The organism is Methanopyrus sp. (genome assembly GCF_053997775.1).
In genome coordinates this window covers 1-15,120 of record NZ_JBMXXF010000052.1, presented here as the reverse complement: position 1 = coordinate 15,120, position 15,120 = coordinate 1, and the positions used below count along the sequence as shown (strand labels likewise).

The window sequence follows — 15,120 nt, the reverse complement described above, 5'->3', positions numbered from 1 at the left end:
ATCCCCGGCGGTCGCCGTGGGTCCACCTCCTCATCGGCCGATCGTTCCGATGGTCGTAACGATTGGGTTTTGTTTTTCGGTCTCGGGGGACCGCGGGGCGCCTCGAGATGGGGAGAACCCCGGTCTCTGAGCGGTGATGAGGGATTGGCGTGCCGACGGGTTCACGGGGTGATGAGGCCGAGCTGCCGGGCGCGTTTGAGGAGGGTTTTGAGGGGTGGGTCCCGGGGTTCGAGCCGGAGTGGGTCGTCGAGGTCGTGCTCTTCCCGGAGCCATTCGAGGGCGCGCTGGGCGGATCGGTGGGTCTCGCGGTCCCAGGCCCAGGGTAGTGGGATGAGGATGGGGTACGCGGTCCGGCCGTCGTGGAGGACGATGGCGGTGTCGTAGTGGTAACCGCAGTGGACGCCCTCCTCGGTGAGGAGGCGGTGGAGCTCGTCGTTGAGCCGGGCGGTGGTGAGGACGCCGTCGGGGTCCGGGGTCTTGCGGAGGTAGTCGCGGACGCCGCAGCCGCTCTCGTTCTTCCACCATTCGAAGCGGGGAAAGTGGAGGTCGGCCTCGCGCAGGGCGGCGACGATGTGGCCCTTGTCGAGCTTGAGGTCGAGGAGCGGGCGGTACTCGAGGGCCGTGGGGTGCCGGGTGGTTGGAGGCATCTGGGCGCGGTGTGGGGCCTCGCCGTAGTTGGCGCCGCCAAGGATGAGGGAGCCGGGAAAGGCGTGGGCGGCGGCCTCGAAGCGGAGCTTGCCGCACTGTTGGCAGAGGTCGCGTTTGGCGTTGTGGGGCGGTGGTGGGACCTGGAGGTGGTAGAAGCTGACGGGGGTCTCGTGGTGTTGGTCGAGGTGTCGGGCGACTAGGTGGGCGCGGGCGTGGACGAGGGCGCGGGGCATGCCGGGGAAGAAGCCGACGGTGTAGAGGATGAGCTCGACGCCGTACTCCTCGCAGGCGCGGGCGGCGGCGACGGCCAGGACGGCGCTGTCCATGCCCTCGAGGGCGACGCAGACGCGGTTGGGCTCGGTGCGGTGGAGGGTGCGGAGGATGGCCTGGGTGATGCGGTCGAGTAGGCCCCGTTCGTGGCGGTGGTGGGGGTAGACGGCGTCCCAGACGGGGGCCTCGTGGGTGGGTGGGGCCTCCTTGACGGTCTGGAGGTCGCGTTTGGGGGGTTGGATCTCGTGGATTTCGATGCGGTCCAGGGAGTTCTCGCCCCCCTGCGGAGGTTATTTGGGTGGGGCCCCTGTGCCCGGGCGTCGGCGCGCGCGTCATCCCACCTGGGTGGTCGGCCGTGGGTGTCCCGGGCGTTGGGCCGGGCCCTCATCGGCGGCCCGGTAGGCTTCCGTCGGGCCCGGGTCGCGGCGTTTGGGGGCCGGCGTGCATGGCCTTGTTGGAGGTTAAAGACCTGAGGGTGAGCGTGGGTGAGGAGGTGATCGTGCGGGACGCGTCGTTGCGGGTGGAGTCGGGGGAGATCGTGGACCTCGTGGGGCCGAACGGGTCGGGGAAGAGCACGCTGGCGCGGGCGATCATGGGCAGTGAGGGGTACGAGGTGGAAGGGGAGATTCGGTTCAAGGGGGAGGAGATCTCGGACCTGCCGATGCACGAGCGGGCGCGGCGGGGGTTGACGCTGTGCTGGCAGGAGCCGGCGCGGTTTGATGGGCTGACGGTGGGGGAGTACGTGATGGCCGGGTGCGAGGAGGAGGAGTGGGCGCGGCGGTGCCTGAGGATGGTGGGGTTGGATCCGGACGAGTACTGGGAGCGGGAGTGCGGGGAGGGGTTGAGCGGGGGCGAGCGGAAGCGGGTGGAGTTGGCGGCGGTGATGGCGATGCGGCCGGAGTTGGTGATCCTGGACGAGCCGGACGCGGGGTTGGACATGTCCTCGTTGGAGGACTTGGCGCGGTTGATCGAGTGGATGCGGGAGCAGGGGTCGTCGGTGCTGTTGATCACGCACAGTCGGGATCTGGCGGAGGAGGTGGGGGATCGAGCGTACCTGATGCTGGACGGTCGGATCGTGGAGGAGGGTGATCCGGAGGAGATCGTGTACAAGTGTCGGATCTGCGGGGGCGATCTGGTGTGCGGGGCGGAGTGAGCGAGGAGGAGGTGTTCGGCCCGGCCGGTTACCACGCGGATCCGGACGCGCCGCGGGTGGTGGTGCTGGAGAATCGGGTGGTGAACGTGCGGGAGCGTGAGGGGCTGGTGATCGAGGCGGAGGAGCGGGAGGACGGCGTGCGAGCGGAGCTGGTGGTGAGGGAAGGGGTGCGGTTGGAGGAGCCGGTGCACTTCTGCGTGGGGATACCGTGGGAGGAGGGGGTGCAGCGGATCGAAACGCGGGTGGTGGTGGAGTCGGGGGCGCGGGTCACGCTGTTGTCGCACTGTTCGTTCCCGCGGGCGGAGGACGTGCTGCACGAGATGGTGGCGGAGTTCGTGGTGGAGGATGGCGCGGAGTTGGAGGTGCGAGACGTGCACTATCACGGGGAGCGGGGCGTGCGGTTGCGGGCGGAGTACGAGCTGGAGGTGGGCGAGGGGGGCCGGTTGTCGAGCGAGTTTCGGTTGACGCGGGGTCGGGTGGGTGAGTTGGAGTGGGTGTCGCGGGGCGTGGTGCGTCGGGAGGGTTCGTTGGAGAGCGTGGTGCGGGTGATGGCGAGGGGAGAGGACGTGGTGGACGTGGAGGAGAGCGTGCGGTTGGTGGGTGAGGACGCGGGGGCGGTGTTGGACTCGCGGTCGGCGGCGATCGATGGGGCCCGGGTACGGTTCGTTGGTGAGATCTCGGGGGAGGCGCCGGGGGCGCGGGGCCACGTGGAGTGCTCGGAGATCATTCGGGGGAACGGTCGGGTGGAGAGCGTGCCGAAGCTTCGGGTGGTGGATCCGGACGCGCGTCTGACGCACGAGGCGGCGTTGGGCACGCTCGAGCGCCGGGAGATCGAGGCGCTCATGTCTCGGGGTCTGTCGGAGGAGGAGGCGGTCGAGCTGCTCGTGGAGGCGATGCTGAGGGGGTAGCTGGTTTGGCCGTGGAGGAGGGCGACTTCGTGAAAATCCACTACACGGGTCGCGTGAAGGAGACTGGCGAGGTAATCGACACGACGCGGGAGGAGGTGGCGGAGGAGCACGATCTGGACGTGCGGCCCGGTCCGGTGGTGGTCGTGGTGGGCGCGGGGATGGTGTGGGAACCGGTGGAGGAGGAGTTGAAGGGTCGGAAGCCCGGGGACTCGTTCGAGGTGGAGGTGCCGCCGGAGAAGGCGTTCGGCGAGCGGGACGCGTCGTTGGTGCGAACGTATCGTCGGTCGGAGGTGCGGGGTGAGGTGCGGCCGGGCGGTACGGTGGTGACGCCGGAGGGTCGTCGCGGCCGGGTGGTGAGCGTGGACGGTGGCCGGGTGCGGGTGGATCTGAACCATCCGCTGGCGGGGAGGACGCTGGTGTACGAGGTGGAGGTGGTAGGCGTGCTCGAGGACGTGGTGGAGCGCGCGGAGGGGTTGTTGGAGACGTTGGCGCCTGATGTGGACGCGGAGGTGGAGTGGGACGGTGAGGGGACGCTGCGGGTGCGGGTGGAGGGTGAGGATGCGGTGCGTGGTGACTGGGTGGGTGCGAAGCGGCGGTTCGCGGAGTTGATGCGGGAGTACGATGAGCGGGTGGAGGAGGTGGTCGTGGAGGAGGTGTTCAAATAACGCCGGTCTCGCGGGCGGCGCGCTCGGCGGCCTCTGGGGTGAGGCCGCGGTCGCCGAGGATGGTGTAGCGCTCGGGGCGGATCTCGTGGGCGGTGCAGAGGGCCTCGATGAGCTCGTCCTCGCTGACGCCGAGCTCCTCGGCGGTGGTGGGGGCGCCGGCTCGCCGTAGGGTGTCGCGGATGCGGCGCCAGTCGCCGCCGTGTAGGTACTCCATGATGATGGTGCCGACGCCGCACTGCTCACCGTGGAGGGCGGGGCGGTCGGCAACGACGTCGAGGGCGTGGCTGAAGAGGTGCTCGGAGCCGCTGCAGGGGCGGGAGGAGCCGGCTATGCTCATGGCGACGCCTCCGCTGATGAGGGCCTGGACGAGCTTCTTGATGCCCTCGGGCAGGAGCTGGCCGATGGGCTTGGCGTTCCTCATGACGATCTTGGCGGCCATGAGGGAGAGGCTGGAGGCGTACTCGCTGTAGGGCTCGTTGCGGAGGCGGTGGGCGAGGCGCCAGTCCTTGACGGCGGTGACGTTGGAGACGACGTCACCGACGCCGGCGCGGATGAGTCGGGCGGGGGCCTCGCGGATCACGTCGATGTCGGCGAGGATGGCGAGGGGGGCCTGGGCGGGCTCGGAGTAGGGTCGGTCCTCGCGGCGGATGGAGGCGAAGGGGGAGGCGATGCCGTCGTGGGAGGCGGAGGTGGGGACGCTGATGAAGGGGATGCGCAGCCGGTGCGAGGCAACCTTGGTCACGTCGATGACCTTGCCGCCGCCGACGGCGATCGCGACGTCGGCCCGAGCGTCCCGAAGCTCCTCCAAAGCCTTTTTCACGTCCTCCTCGGTGGATCCCCGGACGATCATGAGGTCGGTCTCGTACCCGGCCTCCTGCAGGTGTTCCTCGACGTCTCGGCCCGCCACCTTCTTCGTGGTGGGGCCCGTGAGGACGGCGGCCGTGCCCTCGGGGATGCCGACGCTGCGCAGGAGGTCGGGGGCGTCGGGTAGGACGCCGGTTCCTACGAGGACCTCGCGCGGTAGCTGCATTCTCTTCTTCGGGATCTTCACGTTCACCGGCCCCGGTGGGGTGATCGGTTGGAGTTCTCGGAGTGGTACGCGGAGGTGTTGAGGAGCGCAGAGGTCATGGACGTGCGGTACCCGGTTAAAGGCCTGTACGTGTGGCTGCCGTACGGGTTCGAGATCCGGCGTCGGGTGATCGAGCGGCTGCGGAGGCGGCTGCGGGAGACGGGGCACCGGGAGGTTCTGTTCCCTACGCTGATTCCGGAGACGCAGTTGGAGCGGGAGTCGGAGCACATCGCGGGGTTCGAGGACGAGGTGTTCTGGGTGACGCACGGTGGGCTGAAGGAGCTGGACGAGAAGCTGGCGCTGCGGCCGACGAGCGAGACGGCGATCTACCCGATGTTCGCGCTGTGGATCCGGTCGCACGCGGACCTGCCGTTGAAGGTGTTCCAGATCGTGAACACGTTCCGGTACGAGACGAAGCACACGCGACCGCTGATCCGGATGCGGGAGATCACGACGTTCAAGGAGGCGCACACGGCGCACGCGACGCGGGAGGAGGCGGAGGAGCAGGTGCGGGAGGCGTTCGAGCTCTACTCGTCGTTCTTCGAGGAGCTGGGCGTCCCGTACGTGGCCTCGGTGCGGCCGGAGTGGGACAAGTTCCCGGGCGCGGAGTACACGGTGGCGTTCGACACGCTGATGCCGGACGGGCGGGCGCTGCAGATCGGGACGATCCACATGCTGGGGCAGAACTTCTCGCGGACGTTCGAGGTGACCTTCGAGACGGAGGAGGGGGAGCAAGAGTACGCGTACATGACCTGCTACGGCGTCTCGGACCGCGTGGTGGCCTCGGTGATCGCGATCCACGGGGACGAGCACGGGCTCGTGCTGCCGCCGGACGTGGCCCCGTACCAGGTGGTGATCGTGCCGATCCTGAAGAAGGGCGTGCGGAAGAAGATCCTGCGAAAGGCCCGGGAGGTGCGGGAAGAGCTCTCCGAGGTGGCGCGGGTCAAGCTCGACGACCGGGACGTGAGTCCGGGACGAAAGTTCCATTACTGGGAGCTGAAGGGTGTACCACTGCGGGTGGAGCTCGGGGCGCGCGAGTTAGAGGAGGGGACGGCGGTCGTCTTCCGGCGGGATGAGTTGGAGCGGGAGACGTACTCGCTCTCGGAGCTGCCGGACGTGGTGCCGCGGCTGCTGGAGGAGGTGCAGGAGAACCTGCGTCGGCGCGCCTGGGAGCGCTTTGAGGAGCGCCTGTACCGGGCCGAGTCGTTGGAGGAGGTGCGCGAGTTCGTCGGAGAGGGGATCGTGGAGACGGGTTGGTGCGGGTCCGAGGAGTGCGGTCGCCGGTTGGAGGAGGAGGTGGAGGGGGACGTGCTCGGGACGCCCTACCCGGAGGAGCGGGAGCCCGAGGTTGAGCGGTGCCCCGTGTGCGGGGAGCCCGCCGAGCGCACGATCCGGGTGGCCAAGACGTACTGAGCCGGGGTGTGATCGTTGCAGCTGACGGACGTGATGCGTGAGCTGGATCAGCTGATGAAGGGCACGACGACGGTGGGGATCAAGGCGAGGGACGCGGTGGTGCTCGCGGCGGATCGGCGCGCGGTGATGGGCAACCTGATCGCGGGCAAGGAGGTCCGGAAGATCTTCCGGGTGCACGACCGCGTGGGCGTGACCACGGCGGGCTCGGTCGCGGACGCCCAGAAGATCGTGGACCTGATGCGGGCGGAGGCGCGGCTGTACCGGCTGCGGCACGGGCGGGACATCAGCGCGCGGGCGATCGCGAACGTGACCTCCCACGTCCTGCACTCGAGTCTCAAGTCCTTCCGACCGTACCTGGTGCAGCTGATCATAGGGGGGTTCAACCAGGAGGAGCCCGCCCTGTACAACCTGGACCCCAGCGGCTCGATCATCGAGGAGGACTACACGGCCACGGGCTCGGGCTCTCCCACGGCCTACGGCGTCCTGGAGGCCGAGTACGAGGAGGACATGGACCTGGAGGACGCGATCGAGGTGGCCGTGCGCGCCGTGCGCTCGGCCCTGGAGCGGGACACGGGCACGGGTGAGGGGGTGACCGTGGTCACGATCACGCGGGACGAGGGGTACCGGGAGCTGCCGGAGGAGGAGGTCGAGAGCTACCTGTAGGCGCCCTCCGGCCCTCCCGGACGCCAACACCGGTGACGCCGGGGCGGCCACGTTGAACGAGGCGAGTGGCAGGAAATCTCTGAGCGAGGTGAAGAAGGAGATCAAAGAGAAGGTGGAGGAGGTCCTACCCTCGGACATCGTCGTGACCGACGTGGACCTGGAGGGACCGGAGGTCGTCATCTACACGAACTCGCCGCACTCCTTCGTCAAGAACGACTCCGACCTCATCACCCGGCTGGCCAAGGCCCTGCGGAAGCGCGTGAAGATCCGGCCCAACCCCAGCGCCCTCTCCCCCGCCAAGGACGCGAAGAAGGTCATCCTGGACATCATCCCGGAGGACGCCGGCGTCAGCGAGCGGGACCTGATCTTCCTGGACACGGGCGAGGTCGTCATCTTCGCCAAGAAGCCGGGCCTGGTCATCGGCAAGCGCGGCAAGAACGTGCACCGGATCTCCCGAGACACGGGCTGGGTTCCCAAGATCTACCGGAAACCGCCCATCCCCTCCAAGACGGTCAACACGACCCGCCGGCTCATCCTCTCCGACGACTCCCGCCGCCGGTTCCTTAAGAATGTCAGCGAGCGCATCTTCTGCGGGCGCACGCGCAGCCGCGGCAGCGAGTCCCGCTGGGCCCGCGTCAGCGCGCTCGGCGGGTTCCAGGAGGTCGGCCGTTCCGCCCTCTTCCTGCACACCGAGGAGAGCCGCGTGCTCCTGGACTGCGGCGTGAACGTGGCCGCCAACGGTCGGGACGCGTACCCGCACTTCAACGTCCCGGAGTTCCGCATGGACGATCTGGACGCGATCGTGATCACGCACGCGCACCTGGACCACTGCGGCTTCCTCCCGTACTTCTACCGGCACGAGGTCATCGAGAGCCGCGTACCCGTCTACTGCACGCCCCCGACCCGCGACCTGATGTACCTGCTCCTCCTCGACTACATCAAGGTCACCGAGAAGCGCGGTCAGGAGCCCCCGTACACGGAGAAGGACGTCAAGAAGGTGATCAAGCGCACGATCACCCTCGACTACCGCGAGCCCACCGACATCACCCCGGACATCAGCATCACCTTCTACAACGCCGGCCACATCCTCGGCTCCGCCTCCGTGCACGTGTTCCTCCAGGACAAGGGTTTCAACTTCGTGTACACGGGCGACATCAACCCCACCCCTTCCCGACTCCTCGAGGGCGCGGACAACCAGTTCAAGCGCGTGGACTGCATGGTCATCGAGGCGACCTACGGGGACTCCCGGCACGGCAGCCGACGCAAGGAGGAGGCCCGCTTCCGGAAGATCGTGCGCGACACCGTCCGCAAGGGCGGGAAGGTCCTCATCCCCTCCTTCGCCGTCGGGCGCGCCCAGGAGGTCATGCTCGTCCTCGAGGACATGTACCGCAAGGGCGAGCTCGAGTGCCCCGTGTACCTGGACGGCATGATCTACGAGGCGACCGCCATCCACTCCACCTACCCAGAGTACCTGAACAAGCGCCTCCAGCACCGCATCCTCCACGAGGACGACGACCCGTTCACCTCCGAGGTGTTCCGTCCCGTCGAGGGCTCCGACCACCGACGCGCGATCATCGAGGACGACGACCCGGCCGTCGTCCTCTCCACCTCCGGCATGCTCGAGGGCGGCCCCATCCTCGAATACCTCAAGGAGCTCTCAGAGGACCCGAAGAACACGCTCGTGTTCGTCGGTTACCAGGCCGAGGGCACCCTGGGCCGGCAGATCCAGGAGGGGTACCAGGAGGTCCCCCTGCCGACCCCGGAGGGCAAGACCGAGACGCTCCGGATCAAGCTCCGCGTCGAGACCGTGAGCGGGTTCAGCGGGCACGGGGACAAGATCGAGCTGACCAAGTACGTCCGCACGATCAAGCCCGCGCCCCCGTCGAAGATCTATACCAACCACGGGGAGCCCAAGGCCTGCAAGCACCTGTCGAACCACCTGCGCCGCACGTTCCGCAAGGTCTTCTCCATGGCCCCGGAGAACCTCGAGTGCTTCCGGCTGACGTGAGGGGGAGGGCCCGTGAGCGAGCGGATGACGTACAAGGACGCGGGCGTGGACCTCGACCGGGAGGCCCGCGCCGTCCGGGCGATCCGAGAGGTCCTGGAGCGGTACCGGATCGAGCCCGAGGGCGTCGAGGAGGTCGAGGGGATCGGGCACTACGCCGCGGTCCTGCGCGTGCACGACCGGCTCCTGACGCTCAACGTGGACGGGGTCGGCTCGAAGGTCCTCGTCGCCCAGCTCGCGGACCGGTACGACACCGTGGGCATCGACGCGATCGCGATGAACGCGAACGACGCGGTGTGCCTGGGCGCGCGCCCCATCGCCTTCCTCGATTACCTGGCCATGGAGGACCCGGACCCGGACGTGTGCCGGGAGATCGCCGAGGGGCTGGCCAAGGGGGCCCGGGAGGCCGGCGCCCCGGTCGTGGGGGGCGAGCTCGCCACCCTGCCCGAGATCGTGCGGGGAGAGCGGGAGGGCCGTGGGTTCGACCTGGTCGTGGTCTGCCTGGGCCTGCTGGAGGGCGAGCCGATCACGGGCGAGGAGGTCGAGCCGGGCGACGCGATCGTCGGGCTCCGCAGCTCGGGGATCCACAGCAACGGGCTCACCCTGGCCCGGAAGGTCCTGCTCCGGGAGTACGGACCGGACGACGAGCTGCCGCACGGTCGGACGGTCGCGGAGGAGCTGCTCAAACCGACGCGGATCTACGTGCGGCCGGTCCTGAGGGTGCTGGAGGAGTTCGAGGTGCACGGGATCGCGCACATCACGGGCGGTGGGTTCGAGAACCTGAAGCGGCTGCGGGGGGACGTGCGGTACGTCATCGACGACCCGCTGGAACCCCAGCCGATCTTCGAGGTCATCCGGGAGCTGGGGAACGTGCCGCTGGAGGAGATGTACCGGACGTTCAACATGGGGATGGGCATGGCGCTCGTGGTCCCGGAGGAGGTGGCGGAGGACGTGGTGGACGCGGTCTCGGGTGAGGTGGAGGCGAAGGTGGTGGGCCGCGTGGAGGAGGGTGAGGGCGTGGTCGTGGAGACGGATGAGGGGGAGGTGCGGCTGTAGCCCGCCCCGCGGGAATCGTTACGAGAGTCGTAACGATCGGCCGCAAGAACGGGGCGTCGGGCGTTCAGGCGTTCAGGACCACGATGCCCAGCTCCTTCGCCCTCTTGAGGATCTCGCGCCGCTTGCGCTTGCCGACGCGGGAGGCGATCCGGGCCGCCTGGCGCTCCGGGTCGATCTTCTCCAGGTCCTTCGGGTTGTAGACGAGCACCTCCTCGTACCCGGACGGGTGCAGGCCGCGCACTTTCTTGGGGGATCGGTAGCCGGGGTTGGGCATCTTGGGCTTGCTCTTGAACTTGCGGCGCATCTTGCTGTGCCGGCCCTTGGGCCGGCGCCACTTCTCGCCCAGCCGCTTGTACCGGTGCCACTCCTGGCGGCGGAACTTGGGCTTCTTGCGCTTGAGCTCCTCCCGGAGCCGGAGCAGGCGCTCCTCCTCCTTGGATAGGTTGGGGTTGCGGACCAAGGTTCGCACCCCTTAGACGCGGGGCTCGATCTTCTTACCGTCCTTCTCGACGATGTAGATACCGTCCTGGAACACGCGCGGGTCTCGGTCCTTGATCTCGGTCGCCTGCTCCAGGTTGGCCGCGGTCTGGCCCACGGCCTCCTTGTCGATGCCCCGGACGATGATGTCCTGGCCCTGGACGATGACCTCGGTGTTCTCGGGGTCCACGATCTCAGCGACTCGCGGCACGTTCTCTCCCATGAAGTTCTCGATGTACACCTTGCCCTTCTCCTGGTCCACCTTGACCTCCGGCGGGAAGTGCGAGTACACCAGCTTGAGCCGGTACTCGTGGCCCTCGGTGACGCCCTTCTGCATATTCTCAATGTAGGACTTGATCATGCCGAGAATGGCCTTGGTCCGCCGGTTGTGTCGCGTGGTGGCGATGACGACCTCGTCGTCCTCGAGCCACATGTAGACGTCCGGGTAGTAGAACTCCTTCGTGACCTCGCCCTTGGGCCCCTTGACGGTGACCTCGTACCTCCGGTCGTGCCGCCGCCGGATCTCGACCTCGACGTCGTCCTTGATCTTAACCCGCTCCTCCATCACGATGACGCCGGGGATGGCGTCCTCGGCGGGCTCGAGCCGGGCCTCGGACACGGCCCGCCGCCCCCTAGTACACGTAGGCGAGCAGCCGGCCGCCGATGCCGCGCTCCTTCGCCTCGTAGTGGGACATCACGCCCTCGGGCGTGGTGACGATGAGGAGGCCGAAGTCGCGGGCGGGTAGGTAGCGCTGCTCCCAGTACTCCCACTCGTCCTTCTTCACCGGGTGCCGGGGCTTGATCACGCCGCAGTCGTTGATGCGGCCGACCAGTCGGACCAGGAACTTGCCGGAGCGGCCGTCGTCGATGAACTCGAAGCTACCGATGTAGCCGTGCTCCTGCATGACCTTCAGGACGCGGCCGATGAGCTTGGAGGCGGGCTCGATGACGCACTCCTTGTTGCCGACCATCTCGTTGTTCTTGATCGTGGCCATGGCGTCGGCCAGCGGGTCCATCAGGGTCACGCGCCGGACCCCCAACTAGTGGTACTTCTTGAACCCCATCTTCTCGGCCACCTCGCGGAAGCACTGCCGGCAGAGCATGATCCCGTACTTCTGGATGACCCCGTGCGTGTCGCCGCAGCGTCGGCACCGGCGGGCACCCTTCCCGAACTCACGCTTGGCCATGCGGCATCACCCCGGGAGGACCTCCACGTCGAACTCCTCCTCCATGTAAACGATACCCTCCTCCTTCGTCAGGCGGTGCCGACGCGGGATGGGCCGTCGGCAGCGGCGGCGCCGCATCACGCGGAACCCGGGGCGCTCCAGCACCACGGCGATGTCCATGCCGAAAATACCGATTTCGGGGTCGTACTCCACGCCTTCGAGGGCGATGTGCTCCTCGAGGCCGAAGGAGACGTTGCCGAACTCGTCGAACTGGCTCTCCCGCAGCTCCCGGTCGACGGCGTCCAGGACCCAGTCCAGGAACTCGCGGGCCCGGTCGCGGCGTAGGTCCACCTTGACGCCGATGGGCTGACCGCGGCGGATGCCGAAGCTCGGGTTCGTCTCCTTGGCGACCGTGTACACGGGCTTCTGACCGGTGAGGTCCTGGAGCAGCTGGTAGGCCTTCTCCAGGCGCTCGCCCGACTCACCGACGCCGATGTTGACCGTGACCTTGCCGAGCCGGGGGCGGCGCATCGGGTTGCTCTCCCAGTCCTCCAGGATCCGGCGCCGGGTCTCCTCGTCCACGACGGACACGCGCTACGCCCCCTCCTCCGGCTGCACGGTGACGAGCGGCTCGTCCTCGCCGATGACGATGAGCCGGTCCTTCGTCGTCTGGAACCGGTCGCCCTCCTCGTTCTCGATGGTCACGACGTCCTCCTGCGGGCCCTCCGTGACGTGGATCTCGACGATGCGACCGACCTCACCCGCGTGCCGGCCCGTCATGACGTACACGTAGACGCCCTCCTCCAGCGGCAGGTGATCCTCCACCTCCCACCGCTCGTCGCTGTCCGGCTCCGGCAGCCGCAGGACCAGGCTGTCGCCGACGCTGTACACGTCCTCCTTCGGGTCCGTCGGGTCCTCGATCTCCACGAGCCAGTTCTTCCCGTCGTGCAGCGTGATCTGGAGGTTCCCGCCCTTCACGTACGTCTTGTTCTTGATCCGACAGACCTTGACGCGGGCCTCGTCCTCGTCGATGGGGACTACGTCGATCCGGTGGTACCGGTTCATGATCACCCGGTAGCACTCGTTCACCCGCGGGATCTCCACCACGTCCATGATCCCGACCGGGTACTTGGGCTCCTTCCGGGGCACGCCGTCGACGTAGATCTCTCCCCGGGTGATGATCTTCCGCGCCTCCCGCGCGTAGTCCGCGTAGCCCAGGATGTCGCGGACGAGGATCAGCAGCGGCACGCTGGTGTCCATAGTGTGCGGGCCCGGGTACGGGCGCGGGGCGAACTTGCCGCCCTCCTTCCTGGGGATCGGCCAGGCGTACGGGGCGGCCAGGCGCTTGACGTGGCGCTTGGGTCCGCTCCGGGAGCGACCCATTCGAGCCTACCCCCGATCCCGCTCTTCGGATCTCCCGCGCTACCCTTCCTCCTTCTTTTCTTCTCCCTCCATCTCCCGCGCGTCAAGCTCCTCGGGGGTGCCGCCGGACCGCTCGATGATCTTGCGGCGCATGGGATCGTCGAGGTTGGGCTTGACGATCATGACGTTGGACGGGTGAATGGGGTAGTACACCTCCTCCCCGTCCGCGCGCTCGATCGTGGCGCCCTCGACGTAGATACGCATGCGTTTCAGGTCCACCTCCACGACCTCGCCCTCGTGGCCCTTGAAGTCGCCGCGCATGATCCGGACGATGTCACCCTTCCGGACGGGCAGGCTGCGCCGGTTGTACCGCTCCCGGAGGGCCGGGTGTAGGGTCGCGCTCATCAGCTTCTGGCGCTTGTGTAGGGGCGCGTTGAAGAAGGCCCGGCGCTGCTTGCGCGGCTGCCGGGACTTGGTCCAGCGCACGGACCGGTCCCCCTACACGATGATGCTCGCGATGCTGCCGATGCGCGGCCAGCGCTCGGCCGCCTCCTTGGCCACGGGGCCGCGGATCTCGGAGCCGCGCGGGGCGCCGTCCGAGGTCGTGATCACGGCCGCGTTGTCCTCGAACTTGACCCGGGTTCCGTCGGGCCGGCGGTACTCCTTCCGCTGCCGGATGATCACCGCGTTCACGACCTCCTTCTTCATGTCCGGCGTGCCCTCCTTCACCGAGCAGACGACCATGTCCCCGATCCCGGCGTTCGGCAGCCGGCGCCGGACGCCCTTGTAGCCCTTGACCGCGATGATCTGGAGCTCCCGGGCGCCCGTGTTGTCCGCGCAGACGAGCCGGGCGCCCACCGGCAGCGCGGCGCGCGGGGATTTGGCCTTGATCGCGCGCATTACCGCTCACCCGCCCGCTCCAGCACCTCGATCACGACGAAGCTCTTCGTCTTGCTCAGGGGACGGCACTCCGCGATCTTGACCCGGTCACCCTCCCGGGCGTCGATGCACGGTGGGTTGTGCGCGGGGATCCGGGATCGGCGGCGCTCCCAGCGCTCGTACTTCTGATCGTACTTGTAGTACTCCCGCTCCACGATCACGGTCTTGTCCATCCGGTCGCTCACCACCACGCCCTCCAGGATCGTCCCGCGGACCCTCAGGCTGCCGTGGAAGGGACAGTTCGGGTCGTCACACTCCCGCTTGGGGGGCGTGACCCCGAGCCCGAGGTCCTTCGCCTTCCCCAACCTTCGGCGCCCCCTCAGTCCAGGTAGTCCTCCGGGTCGAAGCGGCCTCGGACGGTCTCCGCGTACCTGAACCGCTTAGTTAGCCTTTCCTCCGGTCGGCCCACGAGCAGGGCGCCGTCAACGCGCACGCGCTCGCCCGTGGGCAGCTTGAGCTCGAGCAGCACCTGATCTTTCACTATAACCTTTTCACCGGAGCCCGTATCCAGGACGAGCGTGTTCCTGGTCTCGTCCACGATCACGCCCTCCAGCCCCTCGTACGGCGGGCCCAGCGACTTAACCACCCGGCACTCCAGCCCGATGAGCTCGTGCCGCAGTAGGTTCCTCGGGGTGATCGGCACGTGGCGGACCCCCGGGTTCGGGTCTTCCGGTCGGAGACCTGCCGCCGGCTCCTCGCGCTGGCCCTCCGGGAGGCCCGGCGGATCGAGCGAGGCCGGGACGACGTGCGGTACGACGCGGACGGGCGCGTACTGCGGCTGTCGGACGGGCCGGAGAGGCTCACGATCGTCTCGGAGCGGGCGGCGGAGCTGCTGGGCGGGGAGGGGCGCGTCGAGCTGACGTTCAACGACCCGGCCGTGGCCGAGACGGAGCGGTGCTGCTTCCTGGACAAGATCCGGCTGGCCGAGGAGCTCGCCCGGCTCCTGGTGCGTGGGGAGTTCGAGCGCTTCGCGGAGCGGGTTCGCCGCCTGCCCCGGCCCGCCCGGATCGAGCTGTCCGGGGACCCGGAGTACGAGCCGGTCGCCCTCCGGTCACCCCTCACGCAGTCGTGAGAGGACGGCCTCCGTCACCTCCTCCGTGCTCGCCCGCCCGCCCAGGTCCGGCGTCCGCACGCCGTCCCGCAGCGTCGCCTCCACCGCGCGCTCGATCGCCCGGGCCTCCTCCCCGTACCCCAGCCAGTCGAGCATCATGGCGGCGGAGAGGATGGCGGCGAGGGGGTTGGCGATGCCCTTGCCGGCGATGTCGGGGGCGGACCCGTGCACGGGCTCGAACAGCGCGTGCTCGTCCCCCACGTTCGCGCTCGGCG

The 15,120-nt window shown here is 68.5% G+C and carries 21 protein-coding genes; 8 read left to right on the top strand and 13 right to left on the bottom strand.

Going from position 1 to position 15,120, the window contains the following annotated elements; all coding sequences use genetic code 11:
• Positions 1–161 precede the first annotated feature (161 nt).
• Complete coding sequence (locus ACXJJV_RS06500) at positions 162–974, bottom strand: hypothetical protein (RefSeq protein WP_456467372.1); 813 nt, start codon at positions 972–974, stop codon at positions 162–164.
• A gap of 389 nt (positions 975–1,363) precedes the next feature.
• On the opposite strand from ACXJJV_RS06500, the gene ACXJJV_RS06495 reads away from it, so the two are divergent.
• From ACXJJV_RS06495 to ACXJJV_RS06485, 3 genes are read left to right on the top strand one after another with little or no spacing between them, the layout of a single operon-like run.
• Positions 1,364–2,071, top strand: coding sequence for an ABC transporter ATP-binding protein (locus tag ACXJJV_RS06495; protein WP_456467371.1), 708 nt, complete (start codon positions 1,364–1,366; stop codon positions 2,069–2,071).
• Positions 2,056–2,979 (top strand): SufB/SufD family protein, encoded by a 924-nt coding sequence (locus ACXJJV_RS06490; RefSeq protein WP_456467370.1) that lies wholly within the window; start codon positions 2,056–2,058, stop codon positions 2,977–2,979. The genes ACXJJV_RS06495 and ACXJJV_RS06490 overlap by 16 nt, the downstream gene beginning before the upstream one ends.
• An 11-nt stretch (positions 2,980–2,990) precedes the next feature.
• Entirely contained in the window at positions 2,991–3,644 is a 654-nt protein-coding gene (locus tag ACXJJV_RS06485; RefSeq protein WP_456467427.1) for an FKBP-type peptidyl-prolyl cis-trans isomerase, read from the top strand.
• Here ACXJJV_RS06485 and ACXJJV_RS06480 read toward each other — a convergent pair.
• Positions 3,637–4,695 (bottom strand): NAD(P)-dependent glycerol-1-phosphate dehydrogenase, encoded by a 1,059-nt coding sequence (locus ACXJJV_RS06480; protein ID WP_456467369.1) that lies wholly within the window; start codon positions 4,693–4,695, stop codon positions 3,637–3,639. The genes ACXJJV_RS06485 and ACXJJV_RS06480 overlap by 8 nt on opposite strands.
• Positions 4,696–4,722: 27 nt before the next feature.
• Between ACXJJV_RS06480 and proS the strand changes: the two genes are divergently transcribed.
• The 4 genes from proS to purM are packed head-to-tail and all read left to right on the top strand — an operon-like array spanning position 4,723 to position 9,850.
• Positions 4,723–6,126 carry a proline--tRNA ligase gene (gene proS, locus ACXJJV_RS06475; protein WP_456467368.1) on the top strand — a complete coding sequence of 468 codons (1,404 nt, stop codon included), beginning with the start codon at positions 4,723–4,725 and terminating at the stop codon, positions 6,124–6,126.
• A 15-nt stretch (positions 6,127–6,141) separates the two neighbouring features.
• Positions 6,142–6,789, top strand: coding sequence for an archaeal proteasome endopeptidase complex subunit beta (gene psmB, locus ACXJJV_RS06470; protein ID WP_456467367.1), 648 nt, complete (start codon positions 6,142–6,144; stop codon positions 6,787–6,789).
• Between the two features lie 52 nt (positions 6,790–6,841).
• Positions 6,842–8,797: a beta-CASP ribonuclease aCPSF1 gene (locus tag ACXJJV_RS06465; protein WP_456467366.1), complete on the top strand. Its 1,956-nt coding sequence runs from the start codon at positions 6,842–6,844 to the stop codon at positions 8,795–8,797.
• A gap of 12 nt (positions 8,798–8,809) precedes the next feature.
• The gene (gene purM, locus ACXJJV_RS06460) at positions 8,810–9,850 is read left to right on the top strand and encodes a phosphoribosylformylglycinamidine cyclo-ligase (protein WP_456467365.1); all 1,041 of its coding nucleotides are present in this window, start codon (positions 8,810–8,812) and stop codon (positions 9,848–9,850) included.
• A 64-nt stretch (positions 9,851–9,914) separates the two neighbouring features.
• Here purM and ACXJJV_RS06455 read toward each other — a convergent pair whose 3' ends face one another.
• Genes ACXJJV_RS06455 through ACXJJV_RS06410 form a run of 10 tightly spaced genes read right to left on the bottom strand, consistent with a single transcriptional unit; the run spans position 9,915 to position 14,437 of the window.
• A complete protein-coding gene (locus ACXJJV_RS06455; protein WP_456467364.1) occupies positions 9,915–10,310 on the bottom strand; it encodes a 50S ribosomal protein L32e in 396 nt (131 codons plus the stop codon).
• A gap of 12 nt (positions 10,311–10,322) precedes the next feature.
• Positions 10,323–10,910: a 50S ribosomal protein L6 gene (locus ACXJJV_RS06450; RefSeq protein ID WP_456467426.1), complete on the bottom strand. Its 588-nt coding sequence runs from the start codon at positions 10,908–10,910 to the stop codon at positions 10,323–10,325.
• Between the two features lie 49 nt (positions 10,911–10,959).
• Complete coding sequence (locus ACXJJV_RS06445; protein WP_456467363.1) at positions 10,960–11,352, bottom strand: 30S ribosomal protein S8; 393 nt, start codon at positions 11,350–11,352, stop codon at positions 10,960–10,962.
• Positions 11,353–11,367: 15 nt separating this feature from the next.
• Positions 11,368–11,514 (bottom strand): 30S ribosomal protein S14, encoded by a 147-nt coding sequence (locus ACXJJV_RS06440; RefSeq protein WP_456467362.1) that lies wholly within the window; start codon positions 11,512–11,514, stop codon positions 11,368–11,370.
• 6 nt (positions 11,515–11,520) lie between these two features.
• The gene (locus ACXJJV_RS06435) at positions 11,521–12,084 is read right to left on the bottom strand and encodes a 50S ribosomal protein L5 (RefSeq protein ID WP_456467361.1); all 564 of its coding nucleotides are present in this window, start codon (positions 12,082–12,084) and stop codon (positions 11,521–11,523) included.
• A 3-nt stretch (positions 12,085–12,087) separates the two neighbouring features.
• A complete protein-coding gene (locus ACXJJV_RS06430) occupies positions 12,088–12,876 on the bottom strand; it encodes a 30S ribosomal protein S4e (protein WP_456467360.1) in 789 nt (262 codons plus the stop codon).
• 39 nt (positions 12,877–12,915) lie between these two features.
• On the bottom strand, positions 12,916–13,341 hold the full coding sequence (gene rplX / locus ACXJJV_RS06425; protein WP_456467359.1) for a 50S ribosomal protein L24: 426 nt from the start codon (positions 13,339–13,341) through the stop codon (positions 12,916–12,918).
• Between the two features lie 12 nt (positions 13,342–13,353).
• The gene (locus tag ACXJJV_RS06420; RefSeq protein WP_456467358.1) at positions 13,354–13,755 is read right to left on the bottom strand and encodes a 50S ribosomal protein L14; all 402 of its coding nucleotides are present in this window, start codon (positions 13,753–13,755) and stop codon (positions 13,354–13,356) included.
• Positions 13,755–14,099, bottom strand: coding sequence for a 30S ribosomal protein S17 (locus ACXJJV_RS06415; RefSeq protein WP_456467357.1), 345 nt, complete (start codon positions 14,097–14,099; stop codon positions 13,755–13,757). The genes ACXJJV_RS06420 and ACXJJV_RS06415 overlap by 1 nt, the downstream gene beginning before the upstream one ends.
• 14 nt (positions 14,100–14,113) lie before the next feature.
• A complete protein-coding gene (locus tag ACXJJV_RS06410) occupies positions 14,114–14,437 on the bottom strand; it encodes a ribonuclease P protein component 1 (protein ID WP_456467356.1) in 324 nt (107 codons plus the stop codon).
• Between ACXJJV_RS06410 and ACXJJV_RS06405 the strand changes: the two genes are divergently transcribed.
• Positions 14,438–14,866, top strand: a complete 429-nt coding sequence (locus ACXJJV_RS06405; RefSeq protein WP_456467355.1) for a hypothetical protein — start codon at positions 14,438–14,440, stop codon at positions 14,864–14,866.
• Here the strand turns inward: ACXJJV_RS06405 and ACXJJV_RS06400 are convergent.
• A partial coding sequence (locus ACXJJV_RS06400) for an isocitrate/isopropylmalate family dehydrogenase (RefSeq protein WP_456467354.1) occupies positions 14,846–15,120 on the bottom strand: 275 nt, incomplete at its 5' end. The two genes, ACXJJV_RS06405 and ACXJJV_RS06400, sit on opposite strands and share 21 nt — an antisense overlap.

Excerpts from the sequence above, each read along its gene's own strand:
- ACXJJV_RS06420 (WP_456467358.1), bottom strand. The coding sequence starts at position 13,755 with ATGCGCGCGATCAAGGCCAAATCCCCGCGCGCCGCGCTGCCGGTGGGC.
- ACXJJV_RS06440 (WP_456467362.1), bottom strand. The coding sequence starts at position 11,514 with ATGGCCAAGCGTGAGTTCGGGAAGGGTGCCCGCCGGTGCCGACGCTGC.
- ACXJJV_RS06495 (WP_456467371.1), top strand. The coding sequence starts at position 1,364 with ATGGCCTTGTTGGAGGTTAAAGACCTGAGGGTGAGCGTGGGTGAGGAG.
- ACXJJV_RS06430 (WP_456467360.1), bottom strand. The coding sequence starts at position 12,876 with ATGGGTCGCTCCCGGAGCGGACCCAAGCGCCACGTCAAGCGCCTGGCC.
- ACXJJV_RS06500 (WP_456467372.1), bottom strand. The coding sequence starts at position 974 with ATGGACAGCGCCGTCCTGGCCGTCGCCGCCGCCCGCGCCTGCGAGGAG.